At 72.2% G+C, this 13,904-nt stretch carries 16 protein-coding genes; 7 read left to right on the top strand and 9 right to left on the bottom strand.

What is annotated here, in order from left to right; all coding sequences use genetic code 11:
• Positions 1-31: 31 nt before the first annotated feature.
• Both ASE68_RS07105 and ASE68_RS07100 read left to right on the top strand, forming a co-directional pair.
• Positions 32-397, top strand: a complete 366-nt coding sequence (locus tag ASE68_RS07105) for a DUF4180 domain-containing protein (protein WP_055856735.1) — start codon at positions 32-34, stop codon at positions 395-397.
• Between the two features lie 78 nt (positions 398-475).
• Entirely contained in the window at positions 476-700 is a 225-nt protein-coding gene (locus ASE68_RS07100) for a hypothetical protein (protein ID WP_055856733.1), read from the top strand.
• Positions 701-756: 56 nt separating this feature from the next.
• Here ASE68_RS07100 and ASE68_RS07095 read toward each other — a convergent pair whose 3' ends face one another.
• Positions 757-1,611, bottom strand: a complete 855-nt coding sequence (locus ASE68_RS07095) for a DNA-formamidopyrimidine glycosylase family protein (protein WP_055860893.1) — start codon at positions 1,609-1,611, stop codon at positions 757-759.
• Between the two features lie 117 nt (positions 1,612-1,728).
• On the opposite strand from ASE68_RS07095, the gene ASE68_RS07090 reads away from it, so the two are divergent.
• Positions 1,729-2,496: a hypothetical protein gene (locus ASE68_RS07090; RefSeq protein WP_055856730.1), complete on the top strand. Its 768-nt coding sequence runs from the start codon at positions 1,729-1,731 to the stop codon at positions 2,494-2,496.
• 31 nt (positions 2,497-2,527) lie between these two features.
• Here the strand turns inward: ASE68_RS07090 and ASE68_RS07085 are convergent, their stop codons facing one another.
• The 4 genes from ASE68_RS07085 to ASE68_RS07070 form a co-directional block, all read right to left on the bottom strand.
• Positions 2,528-3,073 carry an alpha/beta hydrolase gene (locus ASE68_RS07085; RefSeq protein ID WP_055856727.1) on the bottom strand — a complete coding sequence of 182 codons (546 nt, stop codon included), beginning with the start codon at positions 3,071-3,073 and terminating at the stop codon, positions 2,528-2,530.
• 136 nt (positions 3,074-3,209) lie between these two features.
• Entirely contained in the window at positions 3,210-4,913 is a 1,704-nt protein-coding gene (locus tag ASE68_RS07080) for an ABC-F family ATP-binding cassette domain-containing protein (RefSeq protein WP_055856724.1), read from the bottom strand.
• Positions 4,914-4,945: 32 nt separating this feature from the next.
• Positions 4,946-5,749 (bottom strand): GNAT family N-acetyltransferase, encoded by an 804-nt coding sequence (locus ASE68_RS07075; RefSeq protein ID WP_055856721.1) that lies wholly within the window; start codon positions 5,747-5,749, stop codon positions 4,946-4,948.
• 11 nt (positions 5,750-5,760) lie between these two features.
• Positions 5,761-6,075: an NIPSNAP family protein gene (locus tag ASE68_RS07070; RefSeq protein WP_055856718.1), complete on the bottom strand. Its 315-nt coding sequence runs from the start codon at positions 6,073-6,075 to the stop codon at positions 5,761-5,763.
• Between the two features lie 123 nt (positions 6,076-6,198).
• On the opposite strand from ASE68_RS07070, the gene ASE68_RS07065 reads away from it, so the two are divergent.
• The gene (locus tag ASE68_RS07065) at positions 6,199-6,777 is read left to right on the top strand and encodes a 1-acyl-sn-glycerol-3-phosphate acyltransferase (RefSeq protein WP_055856716.1); all 579 of its coding nucleotides are present in this window, start codon (positions 6,199-6,201) and stop codon (positions 6,775-6,777) included.
• Between the two features lie 16 nt (positions 6,778-6,793).
• Here the strand turns inward: ASE68_RS07065 and ASE68_RS07060 are convergent, their stop codons facing one another.
• Both ASE68_RS07060 and ASE68_RS07055 read right to left on the bottom strand, forming a co-directional pair.
• Positions 6,794-8,203 (bottom strand): hypothetical protein, encoded by a 1,410-nt coding sequence (locus ASE68_RS07060; protein ID WP_055856712.1) that lies wholly within the window; start codon positions 8,201-8,203, stop codon positions 6,794-6,796.
• A 183-nt stretch (positions 8,204-8,386) separates the two neighbouring features.
• The gene (locus ASE68_RS07055; RefSeq protein WP_235480780.1) at positions 8,387-9,010 is read right to left on the bottom strand and encodes an RNA polymerase sigma factor; all 624 of its coding nucleotides are present in this window, start codon (positions 9,008-9,010) and stop codon (positions 8,387-8,389) included.
• An 87-nt stretch (positions 9,011-9,097) separates the two neighbouring features.
• Here ASE68_RS07055 and ASE68_RS07050 point away from each other — a divergent pair, with 87 nt between their 5' ends.
• The 3 genes from ASE68_RS07050 to ASE68_RS07040 all read left to right on the top strand — a co-directional run bounded on the left by ASE68_RS07050 (position 9,098) and on the right by ASE68_RS07040 (position 11,159).
• Positions 9,098-9,496 carry a hypothetical protein gene (locus ASE68_RS07050; RefSeq protein ID WP_055856708.1) on the top strand — a complete coding sequence of 133 codons (399 nt, stop codon included), beginning with the start codon at positions 9,098-9,100 and terminating at the stop codon, positions 9,494-9,496.
• A gap of 142 nt (positions 9,497-9,638) precedes the next feature.
• On the top strand, positions 9,639-10,400 hold the full coding sequence (locus ASE68_RS07045; protein ID WP_055856705.1) for a patatin-like phospholipase family protein: 762 nt from the start codon (positions 9,639-9,641) through the stop codon (positions 10,398-10,400).
• A gap of 144 nt (positions 10,401-10,544) precedes the next feature.
• Entirely contained in the window at positions 10,545-11,159 is a 615-nt protein-coding gene (locus ASE68_RS07040) for a hypothetical protein (RefSeq protein ID WP_055856702.1), read from the top strand.
• Positions 11,160-11,312: 153 nt separating this feature from the next.
• On the opposite strand, the gene ychF is transcribed toward ASE68_RS07040, so the two are convergent.
• Both ychF and ASE68_RS07030 read right to left on the bottom strand, forming a co-directional pair.
• Positions 11,313-12,386, bottom strand: coding sequence for a redox-regulated ATPase YchF (ychF, locus tag ASE68_RS07035; protein ID WP_055856699.1), 1,074 nt, complete (start codon positions 12,384-12,386; stop codon positions 11,313-11,315).
• Positions 12,387-12,469: 83 nt separating this feature from the next.
• Positions 12,470-13,735: a glycosyltransferase gene (locus ASE68_RS07030; RefSeq protein ID WP_055856695.1), complete on the bottom strand. Its 1,266-nt coding sequence runs from the start codon at positions 13,733-13,735 to the stop codon at positions 12,470-12,472.
• Between the last annotated feature and the right edge of the window lie 169 nt (positions 13,736-13,904).

Genomic DNA, 13,904 nt, shown 5'->3' with positions numbered 1-13,904 from the left:
CCGATCGGGCCGCCGCGGTTAGGGTCGGAGCATGCCGAACGAGCAGAGCACCGACCTCCGCGTCTTCACGCTTCCCGTCGAGGGCGAGCCGATCTCGACCGAAGACGATGCGATCGACCTCATCGGCAGTGCGTGGTCGCACGACGCCAAGACGGCGGTCGTGCCGGTCGAGCGCCTCGACCCGGCGTTCTTCGACCTGAGCACCGGTCTCGCGGGCGCCTTCACGCAGAAGCTCGTCAACTACCGCGTGCGTCTCGCGATCGTCGGCGACCTCACCGAGTACACCGAGGCGAGCCGCGCCCTGAGCGACTACGTGTGGGAGTCCAATCGCGGCAGCCAGGTCTGGTTCGTGCGCGACGACGACGAGCTCGCGCGGAAGCTCGCCGCGCTCGCCTGAGCGACGGATGCCGCCGGCGGTCGCCCGCGGCATCCGTACACGTGTTCGAATGTCGGTGGTTGGTGAGAAGCTCTCACTATGAAGACGATCGAGCTGCGGCAGGCCCGCCACCTCGAGGTGGGCGACACCCTCGTGAACGTGGCCGGCCATGTCTACGAGGTCACCAAGGTGACCCGCATCGGCCGTGGCATCCGGGTGCAGTACCTGACCGCCGAGGGGCGGCCGGGTCGGTTCACGGCGGCGCCCGAGGCGCTCAGCCGCGTGTACTCGGGCTCCTCGCGACAGGCGCCGATCTCGGCGTAGTCCGTGCTCGGCGCAGTCCGTGGCCGCAGCCGTCGGGGGTGCCGTCCGCCCGACGCTCACGCCCCCTTGAGCGGCAGCACCTCGCCGCCGGTCTGACAGGTCGGGCAGTACTGGGCGGTCGTGCTCGCGAACGAGAAGTCGGCGATCGGGTCACCGCACACCGGGCACGGTTCCCCGGTTCGCCCGTGCGCGCGCATCGCCGCGACCTTCGCGGCCTTGAGCCCCGCGATCGGCACGCCCCGGCGTTCGGCGACGGCCGCCCCGATCACGCCGACGGTCGCGTCGAAGAGCCGGTCGAGCTCATCGCCGCCGAGCGCCGAGGCGTGCCCGACCGGCGAGAGCTTCGCCGCGTGCAGGATCTCATCGGAATACGCGTTGCCGATGCCCGCGAGCGACTCCTGCTCCTGCAGCACGGCCTTCGCCTGCTTGCGACGGCCGACGAACGCACCGTCGAACTCCTCACGGGTGAAGCCCTCACGCGCGGGGTCGGGCCCGAGCTTCGACACCGCGGGCACCTCGGCCGGGTCGTCGACCACCCAGCACCCGAGCGAGACCCACTCTCCGGCGTCGGTGAGGTCGAGCGACGGGCCCTCGTCGAACACGAGCGTCGCGAGCGTGGGCGGCGGCGGTTCGGATGCCGCGGCATCCGCCTCGACCGACGGACCCGACCAGCGTGCCCACCCGTGACGGCCGAGCGACGCGACGAGATGGCCCGCGGGGCCGAAGGCGAGGTCGAGGAGCTTGCCGTGCCGGCTCACGCCGCTCACCCGTTCGCCGACGAGGGACTCGGGCGGGCGGGCTCTGGTCTTCGCGATGCGGAACTCGACGACGTCGACCTCGGCGAGCGTTCGCCCCGTCAGCCGGGCGTCGAGTTCTTCGGCGAGTGCCTGCACTTCCGGAGACTCGGGCATGCGGTCAGCCTTGCACACACCGCCGACGGCGTCAGCCCTCGATCGGCGTCGGGGTCGGCCTCGTCACGGGCCGGAATCGATGCGGTTCGCGGCCTCGACGACCACTACGATCTCGCTGTGGACCCGAACACGGCGCGGCACGTGCTGCGCATCTCCCCCGATGCCTCGCTCAGCGCCGACCTCGTCGAACGCGCCCATTCCGCTGAATCCTGGGCCAGGCATCCGTCACGGTACCCCGATGCCGAGCAGCGACGGCAGGCCGAGGTGTGGGCGGGAACGCTCGCCACCGCGAGAGGCGTCCTGCTGCACGAGGCCGGGCTCCGGGCGCCCGGGGCCCCCATCGACGCACCGGCGCCGGTGTCTCCCGCGCCGCAGCCTCGACCGCCGCGACGACGCGGGCTGCGCTGGCCGGCGATCGTCGGCATCGTCGTCGGCTCGCTCGCCGTCGTCGCGCTGATCACGTTCGCGGCGATCGCCGCGGGCCGGCTGCTGACGACGGCGGCGATCGATGCGCAGCAGGACTTCGAGGACTCCATGGTCGACCGGTACCAGTCGGGCGAGACGGGCTACGCGTTCCCCGCGGCGATCGAGTACTACGGCGACGACCGGTACGCCGACCTCTGCCTCGAGACCTGGACGAACGGCTGCTGGCAGTCGGCGCTGTTCACGGAAGCCGACTGCGAGCACCTCCAGGTGCTCGTCGCCTACACCAACGACGCGGACGCCTGGTCGGGCGAGACCGAGGTCACCATCGAGATCGAGCACGCCGTTGCCGGCGACCCGACGCCGGTCGTCTTCGGCAACGATGCGTTCGCCTACGGCTGGGTGCAGCAGGTCACCTGCCTCGACGGTCAGGCCACGGAATCGACCGACGTCGCGACGTAGCGCGGCAACCTCCCGCGACGCCGCCGAGGGCTCAGGCCGCCGTGCGCTGCGCGAGCGCCACGAGGTCGTCGAGCAGCTCGCGCCCCTCGTGCCATGCGCCGAGGTCGCTCGCCGCGTTGATGTGCCCGAGCGGCCCAACCGAGACGAATCCGGCGCCGACGCGCTCGGCGAAGTCCGCGGCGTATGCGCGGCTGCCGTAGGGGTCGTCGTCGCTCGCCACGACGAGAGCGGGAAGCCCGAGCGGGCGGCCGCCGAGACGGGTGAACTCCTTCGCCTCGTCGGGGTACTGCTCACCGTCGGGGTCGGGCGGGGCGACGAGCAGCACGGCGGATGCGCGCCCCGGGCCGCGTGCGAGCCATTCGGCGACCGCGAGGCATCCCATGCTGTGCGCGACGATGATGGCGTCGGGCCCGGCCTCGGCGCTCGCCCGATCGAGCGCGGCGAGCCAGTCGTCGAGGCGCGGCTCGTTCCACGACGAGGGCGCGATGCGCACGCTCGCCTCGAGGTCTCGCTCCCAGAGCGTCTGCCAGTGGGTGGGCCCCGAGCCGCCGATGCCGGGCACGATGAGGTGGGTCATGCCCTCATGCTGCCAAGGCGCGCGGATCGCGGCATCCTGTGTGACTGCCAGCGTCCGCACATTTCCTGACGTTGCGTCGGGAGTTGCGCATGGGTCGCGCACGGCGCGCCACCGGGGCGGCACGACGCTGCCACGATCAGCTCTCGGTGACGCGCCCGCCCTCGACGTGCCAGCGCCGGTCGAGCTTCACGTGCTCGAGCATGCGGCGGTCGTGGGTCACGAGCAGCAGCGTGCCCTCGTAGCCCTCGAGCGCCTGCTCGAGCTGCTCGATGGCGATCAGGTCGAGGTGGTTCGTGGGCTCGTCGAGCACGAGCACGTTGACCCCGCGCGACTGCAGCAGCGCCATGCCGGCGCGGGTGCGCTCCCCGGGCGAGAGGTCGTCGACGGGTCGCAGCACGTGGTCGGCCCTGAGCCCGAACTTCGCGAGCAGGGTGCGCACCTCGCCGGAGCTGAGTTCGGGCACGAGCGCCTCGAAGGCGTCGGCCAGCGGCATCCGCCCGGCGAGTAGCGATCGGGCCTGGTCGATCTCGCCGATCGCGACCGATGAGCCGAGGCTCGCGCGGCCGTCGTCGGGCGCGATGCGTCCGAGCAGCAGCCCGAGCAGGGTCGACTTGCCGGCGCCGTTCGGGCCGGTGATGCCGATGCGGTCGCCCCCCTGCACCTGCAGCGACACCGGTCCGAGCGTGAAGTCGCCACGGGTGACGGATGCCGCGGCGAGCGTCGCGACCACCGCCGACGACCTCGGCGCCTGGCCGATCGTGAACTCGAGCTTCCACTCCTTGCGGGGCTCCTCGACCTCGTCGAGGCGAGCGATGCGGCTCTCCATCTGGCGCACCTTCTGCGCCTGCTTCTCGCTCGACTCGCTCGCGGCCTTGCGGCGGATCTTGTCGTTGTCCGGCGACTTCTTCATGGCGTTGCGCACGCCCTGGCTCGACCATTCGCGCTGCACGCGGGCGCGTGAGACGAGGTCGGCCTTCTTCGAGGCGAACTCCTCGTAGTCCTCGCGGGCGTGGCGGCGCACCGTCTCGCGCTCCTCGAGGTAGGCGTCGTAGCCGCCGCCGTAGACGCGGTTGGAGTGCTGGGCGAGGTCGAGCTCGAGCACCTCCGTGACCGTGCGGGCGAGGAACTCGCGGTCGTGGCTCACGAGCACGACTCCCCCGCGCAGTCCGGCGACGAACGCCTCGAGGCGTGCGAGCCCGTCGAGGTCGAGGTCGTTCGTGGGCTCGTCGAGCAGCACGATGTCGAAGCGCGAGCAGATGAGGGCCGCGAGGCCGACGCGTGCTGCCTGCCCGCCCGAGAGCCCGGTCATGAGCGAGTCGGGGGTGATGACGGGAGCGTCGGATGTCGCGGCACCGGTGCCTGCACCCGGGCCCGAGCCGACCGCGAGCCCGAGCTCCGCGAGCACCGCGGGCAGCCGCTCCTCCAGATCGGCCGCGCCGGCGGCGAGCCAGCGTTCGAGGGCGACCGAGTACTCCTCGCCGGGGTCGATGCCGTCCGGCACGTCGGTGGCGCCGAGCAGTTCGGCCGCGGCATCCATTCGAGCGGATGCCTCGGCGCAGCCCGTGCGACGTGCGACGTACTGCGCGATCGTCTCGCCCTCGACGCGCTCGTGCTCCTGCGGCAGCCAGCCGACGAAGGCGTCGCTCGGGGCGAGCGAGACCGTGCCGGCAAGCGCGGTGACCGCCCCGCCCAGGATGCCGAGCAGCGTGGACTTGCCCGCGCCGTTCGCGCCCACGACGCCGATGACGTCGCCGGGCGCGACCGTGAGGTCGAGGTCTTCGAACAGCGTGCGGTGGGCGTACCCGCCCGCGAGGCCCTGGGCCACGAGTGTTGCAGTCACCGGTCAACCCTAGTGAGCGCGAGCTGGGAACCTCACCGCCGCCATTGGTAGGGCGTCGTCGTCGAGACCTTGACGAGCCCAGCCCGCTCGAGGATCGGTCGCGAGAACTCCGTCGAGTCGCTGTGGATCAGGGTCTTGCCGCGCTCGAGCGCCGAGCGGGCGCGGGCCGCGGTCAGGGCGCGGTAGATGCCGCGTCCGCGCCACGGCTCGCGGGTCGCGCCGCCCCATATGCCGGCGAAGTCGCTGTTCACGACGGGATCCAGGCGCCCTGCGCTGACGATCTCGCCGTCGGCCGCCTCGGCGATCCAGAACTCGAGGCCGTCGCCCGCCGCGAGCCTGCGCATCACCGCCTCGATGAACGCCTCGGACGGCTGCCCGCCGAACACCTCGTTCTGCATGGCGTTCATGGCGCGTACGTCGCGCTCCTCGGTGACCCGGCGCAGCGAGACGCCGTCGGGCAGCGGCACGTCGACGGCGAGCGCGGCGGCCTCGCCGATCATGATCGATTCGGGCGCTTCGGGCACGAAGCCATGGGCGAGGAGCGACTCGTGCAGGCCGGGGGCGACGTCGTGGCCGCGCGTCTTCCACTCGATCTCGGTGATCTCGTTCCCCTGCTCGAAGTACGTGAGCGCTGCGGCGACGAGCGACCCGATCGCCGCGGCATCCGCCCCTCCGAGATCGCGATAGCTGACGAAGCCGCGCCCGCCGCCGAAGGTCACGAGCCGCAGCGGCCCGAGACGTTCGACCGCGATCGAACCGGGCGTCTCGGCATCCGTTCGCAACTGGTCGTCGTAGGCCCGGAGGAGCCGCGCGCGGTCGTTCGCCGCATCCGCCATGACGGATGCCCCTACGCGAACAGCGGCGAGAGGAAGCGTCGCTCGTACCGGCGGATGCACTTCGTCTCGACGGCGAACCGGTACGCATCGACGCACTCCGGGTCGTCGACGGCGGCGAGCCGGTACTGCTCGTAGTCGGCCAGCGACGGGAACGTGAAGAGCGCGAACGCCTCGTCGCTGTCGCCCTCGCTCGGCAGGAAGTAGCCGTGGTGCGTGCCGCCGAGCCGGTTGACGAGACGGATCCACCGCTGCCCGTATTCGCGGAACTCCTCGATCTTGTCGGCGTCGATCTCGTAGCGCAGGTGCACGGTCACAGGGTTGCTCATGCGACCCATCCTGCCGCACCCGGAACGAGCGGGCGGCCGCGCCGCCACCGCGACGGCCCGGTGCCGCCGCGGGCCGCCGGTCGCATTCCCCGACGGACATATGCGGTCGCATACGTTTACCGGATGCTCCGACGACCGCTGTCCCGTGCCTTCTGGGCGTGCAGCCGCTGGACCCTCGCCGGCGAGCCGGCGCCCGGCCGGCCCACCGTGCTGATCGGTGCACCGCACACCTCGAACTGGGACTTCGCGCTCATGCTCGCGATCGCCTGGCGGCTCGGCATCGAGTTTCGCTGGCTCGGCAAGAAGAGCCTGTTCGGCGGATGGCGCGGGCCGATCATGCGCAGCCTCGGGGGCATCCCCGTCGACCGCGACGACCCGAGCCGCGTCGTCGGCGAGGTCGTCGACCGCATCCGCGGGGGCGAGGTCTTCGGGCTCGTCGTGACCCCCGACGGCACGCGCGGCACCAACGCGTACTGGAAGTCGGGCTTCTACCGCATCGCCCGCGAGACGGGCATGCCGGTCACCCTCGGCTACGTCGACCGCACCACGATGACGGCAGGCCTCGGCCCGACCATCGACCTCTCGGGCGACGTCGCCGCCGACATGGACGCGATCCGGGCGTTCTACGCCGACAAGGCGGGCTTCCGTCCGGAGTTCCGCACGGAGCCGCGCCTGCGCGACGAGTCGGCCGGGGTCGTCTGACCCCGGCCGACCCGGCTCACTCCGCCGTGCTCGTGAAGTCGAGCTTCGAGTCGGCGACGGCGATGACCGACCAGGTGCCGCCACCGGCATCCGTGAACTCGTAGGCCGGCACGACCAGCACGCTGCCGTCGGGCTGCCACTGGCTGGCGAGGCCCGTGCGGGCGCTCACGATCTCGACCTGGTTCACGGGCCACGAGACCGATGCGCCGGATGTCGGCGCCGCCGGCGGCTCGGTCGGCGGCACCCACTCGGTCGCGGAGTCGGTGACGGCGTCCTCACGGTAGGCGATCGGCAGGGCCGTCATCTGCGCGCCGAAGCGGGGATCGGAGAGCCGTTCGAAGGCCTCCTGCTCGCTCACGATCTCGTAGTCGCCGAGCGGCACGAGGTCGGCCAGTGCGCCGTACGCGCTCAGCAGGCCCTTCTCCGAGACCTCGGCGCTCCACCCCTGGTCGAGCCGCTGTCCGTCGATGACCGGCAGGGCCTGCGCGGTGCGCGTGACCGACCCCTCCCAGGTCTGCGAGGAGTACTCGAACGCGTCGGCGTCGCGACCGGTCGCGGTGATGATCGAGCGCAGGGCATCGATCGCGGTCGCCTCGCTCGGCGCCGAGCCGGTCGGCTCGCACGGCTCGACGATGCCGGGGTCGATGCCCGGCTCGGCTGCGGGATCGGCTGCGGGGTCGACGGCGTCGCCGCCCTCGGTCCCGTCGGAGCCGTCGCCGGTCGCCGGGCACGACCACGGGTCGAGCCTCGGGTCGTAGAACGAGAAGCTCAGCGTGCCGTCGAGGCCGACGGTCAGGCTCGGCGAGGTGCCGTCCTGCGCGCCGACCACCCACGAGCCGTCCTTCAGCTCCGGCGTGCCCTCGACACCGAGCGCGACGGCGAGCGCCGAGACCGTCTCGGCGTTCGACGCGGAGCGGGCGTCGTACCCGTACCCGAGCGCCGTGCCGGCCGTCGTGCCGAGGCCGGACGAACTGAACTCGTTGCGGCCGTAGCCGTATGGGGAGCTCATGTCGGCCGACATCTTGTCGGCTGCACCGGCGCCCGCCCTCGAGTCGGCCTGGGCCGCGTTCTGCTCGGGCATCGCGCCGCCGCCGGTTCCCTGGAGCGAGATCGCGGGCGCCGCTCCCCCGGCCAGGTTCGTCGAGCCGCCGTTCGCCGCACCGACCGCATAGCCCGCGCCGCCGAAGACGACGAGGGATGCCGCGACGGCGGCGATCGGGATCCACCGCGGGCGGCGGCGGGCGCGCTCGGCGGCCAGGTCGGTCACCGGCACCTCGGGCGTCGCACCCGACTCGGTGCCGGCTGCATCCGCGTCGGTGGCGGCAGCGACGACCTCGTCGACGAACCCGGCGCGCGGCTGGACGCCGGCTGCGGGATCGGCGGCGCGGAGCCGCGCCTCTGGGTCGAGTTCGTGGTCGTCGTTCATGGGGATCGCCCTCCGGTGTGCGCGGTGCTGTGGTCGGTGCCGCGGAACCCGCCGTGGGCGGAGTTCCGCGTTCATGAGGGAATATGTCGCTCGTCAGCCGAACCTTGCACGGCGGCCGGCTCGGGCGGCCGGCTCGGGTCGTCGGCTCGGCCGGCCGGCTCGGCCCGGCGGATCAGGCCGTCGCTAGAACGACAGCCGCTCGCCCCAGGCCTCGCGGAGGCGCTTGCGGGCTCGCGACAGCGCGGCATCCGCACCGGATCGCGAGATCTCGAGCACGGCGGCGAGCTCCTCGCCGTCGAGGCCCTCCCACGCGTGCAGCAGCAGGATGCGACGGTCGCGCTCGCCCACGCTCTCGAGGGCGCCGCGCAGCTCGGCGTCGAACAGCGCGCTGAGCTCGGGATCCTCGCGCACGCGCACGGCGCCCGACTCTGGCACCTCGTCGACGGGCAGGTCCACCTGCTTGCGACGGTGGTTCGCGAGCGTGAAGCCCGCCGTGCGGTACAACCACGGCAGCACGGCCTCGACCGGCACGTCGGCGCGCCTGCGCCAGGCGGTCGCGAACACCTCCGCGGCGAGGTCGTCGGCGTCCTGTCGGGGACCTCGCCGGGCGAAGTACCGAACGAGTGCGGTCGAGTGCGTGCGCACGACCTCGGTGAACCAGGCGACGTCGTCGCGGGGCTCGACGCCGTCGGAGGCGTCGGCACCGTCGGAGGCGTCGGCACCGTCGGCGGTGGTCTCGTCGCCGTCCGGCATCGCCACCTCCTGGGTCGCGTCGGGGGCGTCGGCGTCGGTGCTGGCGGTCGTCACGATCTGTCTGTGTCGAGTCTGCCGCGAACCTTGCACCGCCTCTCGCACTTTTCGAGGAATGTCGGCCCTGGCTGCGACCATGGGCGCATGACGCGTTACGCCATCGATGCGGATGCCGCGCTGACGATCATTCGCGACGGCATCACCGTTCCCGCCGTGCACCGGCTCGTCGCGCCATCCGTGCTGCGCTCGCACGTGCTGTCGCAGCTCTACCGCGACGTGCGCGAGGGGCGGCTCGACGAGCGCGCGGGCCGAGACCTGCTCGAGCGCCTCGCAGAACTGAAGATCCGGCTGCTCGGCGACCGGGTCTCCCGATCGGTCGCATGGAAGCTCGCTGCACGTCTCGATTGGAGCGACACCCCCCTCGCCGAGTACCTGGCGGTCGCCTCGCTGCAGGCCGACGCGCTCATCACGACCGATCCCCGCCTCGTCGCCGCGGCAACGGGCATCGTGCCGATCGCAACGCTCGACGATCTGCGGGACTGATCTGCACCGGCGATCGCGAGCCCGCGCTCGGCGCATCGCATCCAGCGTGCACTGAAGCGACATTCAGCAACCTCACTGCGAGCATCCAGACGCGCCACAACCCGTCGCGGTACGCTCGCGAGAGCGACACGGAGGAGACGCCATGGCAGATGATCAGACGCTGGGCCTCACCCTCAGCGGCGGTGCCGCGTTCGGCGCAGCGCACGTGGGCGTCCTGCAGGTGCTCGAAGAACGGGGAATCCGTCCGGGCATCGTCGCCGGCACCAGTTCGGGTGCGGTGGTCGCCGCCGCATACGCTGCGGGCTTCGATCCGATGCTGATCGAGCGAGCCGCACTCTCGTTCCGCTGGAGCGCCATCGCCAAGTGGTCGTTCGCTCCTCGGTTGGGGCTGCTCGACGCCCGGGCGCTCGACGACGCGGTCCGGCGCGTGTTCGGCTCTGATCCGCTCATCGAGAGCTTTCCGCGCCGGTTCGGCGCCGTCGCCACCGACCTCCGTACGCGTCAGGCCGTGACGATCGACCGCGGACCGCTGAGCGTGGCCCTCAAGTCGACGATCGCCGTGCCCGGCCTCCTCGCCCCCGTGCGCCGCGACGGCGCGCTGCTGGCCGACGGCGGCATGGTCGACAACGTGCCGGTCGCCGCCACCCGCGAACTCGGCGCATCACGAGTGATCGTGGTGCGCCTGCACGCGAAATGGGAGAACGTGCGCATGATGCGAACCGTTTCTCGTACCCAGGAGCTCGCGAACGACCCGTCGGTCGTGCTCATCCAGCCCGAGATGGAGGGCATGGCGCAGTGGACGATGTCCGACGCGTCCCGGCTCATCGCCGAGGGGCGACGGGCCGCGTCGGCCGCACTCGACGCTGCAGACCGGCGCGAGGACCTTGCCGCGCTGACCGCCTGAGGTCAGGTGGCATCCGCCTGATTGCCGCGACCGTGCGTCCCTGATCGGAGGCCGTGGCAGAAGACACGCCGCAGCACAACCCCTTGGCCGCCCCGCGGCCCGGCGCGTTGAATGGCCGGATTACCCGGAAAGGTGGAACACACCATGGATTCGAGCATCTGGATCTGGATCGTCGTCGCGATCGTCGTGATCGCGATCATCATCGTCATCGCGGTTGTCGCCACGTCCCGTCGCCGAGCCGAGGCCAAGGTCGAGGCGAACCGCCGACATGCAGCGGACTTGCGCGAGAAGGCGGAGGACACCGCACGCGATGCGCGTGAACAGGCGGCCGCTGCCTCGCAGGCCGAGGCCGATCGCCTCGCCGCGCAGTCGAGCGCCGCACAGGCCGAGGCCGACGCCGAGCGCGCACGTCTGCAGGCAGAGCAGCTGGCTCGTGAGAGCGCCGAACGCGGCGAGCGCGCCACCGCCCTCCAGGCGGAGGCGGACCAGCACGCCAGCCGCGCGGCCGAGGTCGATCCCGACGTCGACCCGGATGCCGGCCCGACCGCGCCATCCGCTGCCGGAGCCGACACCGAGGCCGTCCAGCCCCATCGCGACGGCAGCCACGCGGCCCCCGCCTTCGACGACGGCCGCTCCTCCGTCCCGACCTCCGCCCCCGCGACGACCGAGCCGGACGGACGCCCGACGGGCACGACGGCGGAAGGCAGTGAGCCTCGACCCGCGACGGTGCACCGGAACACCGATGGAACCGAGCGCTGACGCCCAGCCGACGTCGTCCAGGAACGCTCCCGCACCGCCTCGCGGTGCGGGAGCGTTCTCTGCGCCACTCCACGCTCACGCGCGCGTTTCCGCCATCGGCTCGACTTCGTCGGGGCGACAGAGGTGCGAGCGGGGTCGATACCCGCCGACGGATCACACGTTGAAGCGGAACTCCACGACGTCGCCGTCCTGCATGACGTAGTCCTTGCCCTCCATGCGGGCCTTGCCCTTGGCTCGGGCCTCGGCCACGGAGCCGGTCTCGACGAGGTCGGCGAACGAGATGACCTCTGCCTTGATGAAGCCGCGCTCGAAGTCGGTGTGGATCACGCCGGCCGCCTGCGGCGCCTTGTCGCCCTTGTGGATCGTCCACGCGCGCGACTCCTTGGGGCCGGCGGTGAGGTAGGTCTGCAGGCCGAGCGTGTCGAAGCCGATGCGGGCGAGCTGGTCGAGGCCGGACTCCTCCTGACCGGTCGAGGCCAGCAGCTCCGCGGCATCCTCGGGGTCGAGGTCGATGAGCTCGGACTCGATCTTGGCGTCGAGGAACACGGCCTCGGCGGGGGCGACCAGCGCGGCGAGCGACGCCTTGGCCGCGTCATCGGTCAGCACGGCCTCGTCGACGTTGAAGACGTAGATGAAGGGCTTGGCGGTGAGCAGGCCGAGCTCCTTCACGGGTGCGAGGTCGACGGATGCCGCGGAGAGCGGCGTGCCCTTCTGCAGTTCCTCCTGCGCGGCCTTCGCCGCCTCGAGCACCGAGGGGTCGAGCTTCTTGCCCTTGATCTCCTTCTCGTAGCGCGGGATCGCGCGCTCGAGGGTCTCGAGGTCGGCGAGGATCAGCTCGGTGTTGATCGTCTCCATGTCGGACTTGGGGTCGACTTTGCCGTCGACGTGCACGACGTCGGAGTCCTCGAAGCCGCGCACGACCTGCGCGATGGCGTCGGCCTCGCGGATGTTGGCGAGGAACTTGTTGCCGAGGCCCTCGCCCTCCGACGCGCCGCGCACGATGCCGGCGATGTCGACGAACGACACGGCGGCGGGCAGGATGCGCTCCGAGCCGAAGATGCCGGCGAGCACCTCGAGGCGGGGGTCGGGCAGGTTCACGACGCCCACGTTGGGCTCGATCGTCGCGAACGGGTAGTTCGCCGCGAGCACCTGGTTCTTGGTGAGGGCGTTGAAGAGGGTGGACTTGCCGACGTTGGGCAGGCCGACGATGCCGATAGTGAGAGCCACGGGGGTCTATCGTACCGGTGCGTCGCCCTGCGGCCTCATCCGAAGCGGATGCCGCGCTGCGCCGCACCTCGAGGGTGTCGCCGTCAGGCCGGGCGGTGCCCGAGCGAGGTGAGTCCTTCGAGCTCGGCGAGGAGCGCGCCGGACTCGATCTCGACGCGGATGCGCTCGCCGAGCGCTGCGGCGGCATCGCGGTACGAGGGTTCGAGCAGCAGGTCGAGCGCCGCCGTCGCGATCGCGGCGGCATCCGACTTCGCCGGGATCACGATGGCCGCACCGTGGCGGGCCGCCCTGGCGGCGTTCTCGGGCTGGTCGCGGCCGAGCGGGATGCAGAGCACCGGCACGCCCGCGGCGAGCGCCTTGATGAGCGTGCCGTGCCCGGCGTGGGTGATCACGAGTGCGGCCTTCGGGATCAGCTCGGCGTGGGCGGCGGCGCGCACGACGACGACGTTCTTCGCGCCGGGAACGTCTGCCGGATCGATCGCGGGCCCGGTGGTGATCACGGCGCGAACGGGGAGCGACGCGAGCGCCCGGGAGATCTTCGTGAGCAGGTCGGCCTGCGCCATGTAGGAGCTCGAGAGTCCGACGACGACGAGGGGCGCATCGCCCGGCGGCAGCGTCGGGCCCGGGCCGTCGGCCGGGATGTCCTCGAGCACCGGCCCGACGTAGCGCACGTTGGGCGCGTCGGGCGGCGGGTCGTCGAACGCCGAGCCGGTGAGCACGAGTACGCGGTCGGCATGATCCCACTGCTCGCCGGGATTGCGGACCGGCGCGAGGCCGTGCTCGGCACGGGCCGCGTTGACCGGGCCCATCCCGGCACGGGCTGCCGCCGTCACGAGCGCGTACGCCGCGCGGTCGCGCGCCCGGCCCAGCGCGTTGTGCGCGGGCGCGAGCCCGAGGCCGAACGGCGGGCGCACGCGCGAGGGCTGCAGGTACACGCTCCCGACGAGCACCGCGGTCGGGATGCCGCGCGCCTCCGCGCCGATGAGCGCGCCGAGGAGCAGGCCGTCGACGAGTACCGCGTCGAACGGCTCGGCGTCGAGCGCAGCCACGACGTCTGCGGCGTAGCGGGCGGCGGGGCCGGTCATGAGGCGATCGCGCACCCGGAGCAGCGCACCGAGCTGCGTGCGGCACTCCCAGTCCTTCAGCACGTCGTCTTCGAGGGCTGTCGACCTGCGCTGCGGTGCGGTCGGCCAGGTTCGATGCACGGCCCCGGTGTCGGCGATCGCGTCGGCGAGGGTCGGGTCGCCGAGGACGACGACCTCGTGGCCGCGTGCGACGAGCAGGCGCGCGATGCCGAGGTTCGGCGGGGTCGCTCCCCCACCGTCCCACACGGCGAGCAGGACCTTCATGGCAGAAGAATCCTCCTGTGTCGCGTGGCGGTCAAGCGGCGACCGAACCGGGCGCCGACGATCTCCGTGCGGCGCCGGCCGCATCGACCCCGGCGGGTCACCCGCGCGTCGGTCGCCGTTCACCCGCCACCGGTACTCCTGACGAGGCCCGATCCTCGGGGCCCGTATC

Source organism: Agromyces sp. Leaf222, assembly GCF_001421565.1.
Lineage (GTDB): Bacteria > Actinomycetota > Actinomycetes > Actinomycetales > Microbacteriaceae > Agromyces.
This window is presented reverse-complemented; position numbering and strand designations above follow the sequence as displayed.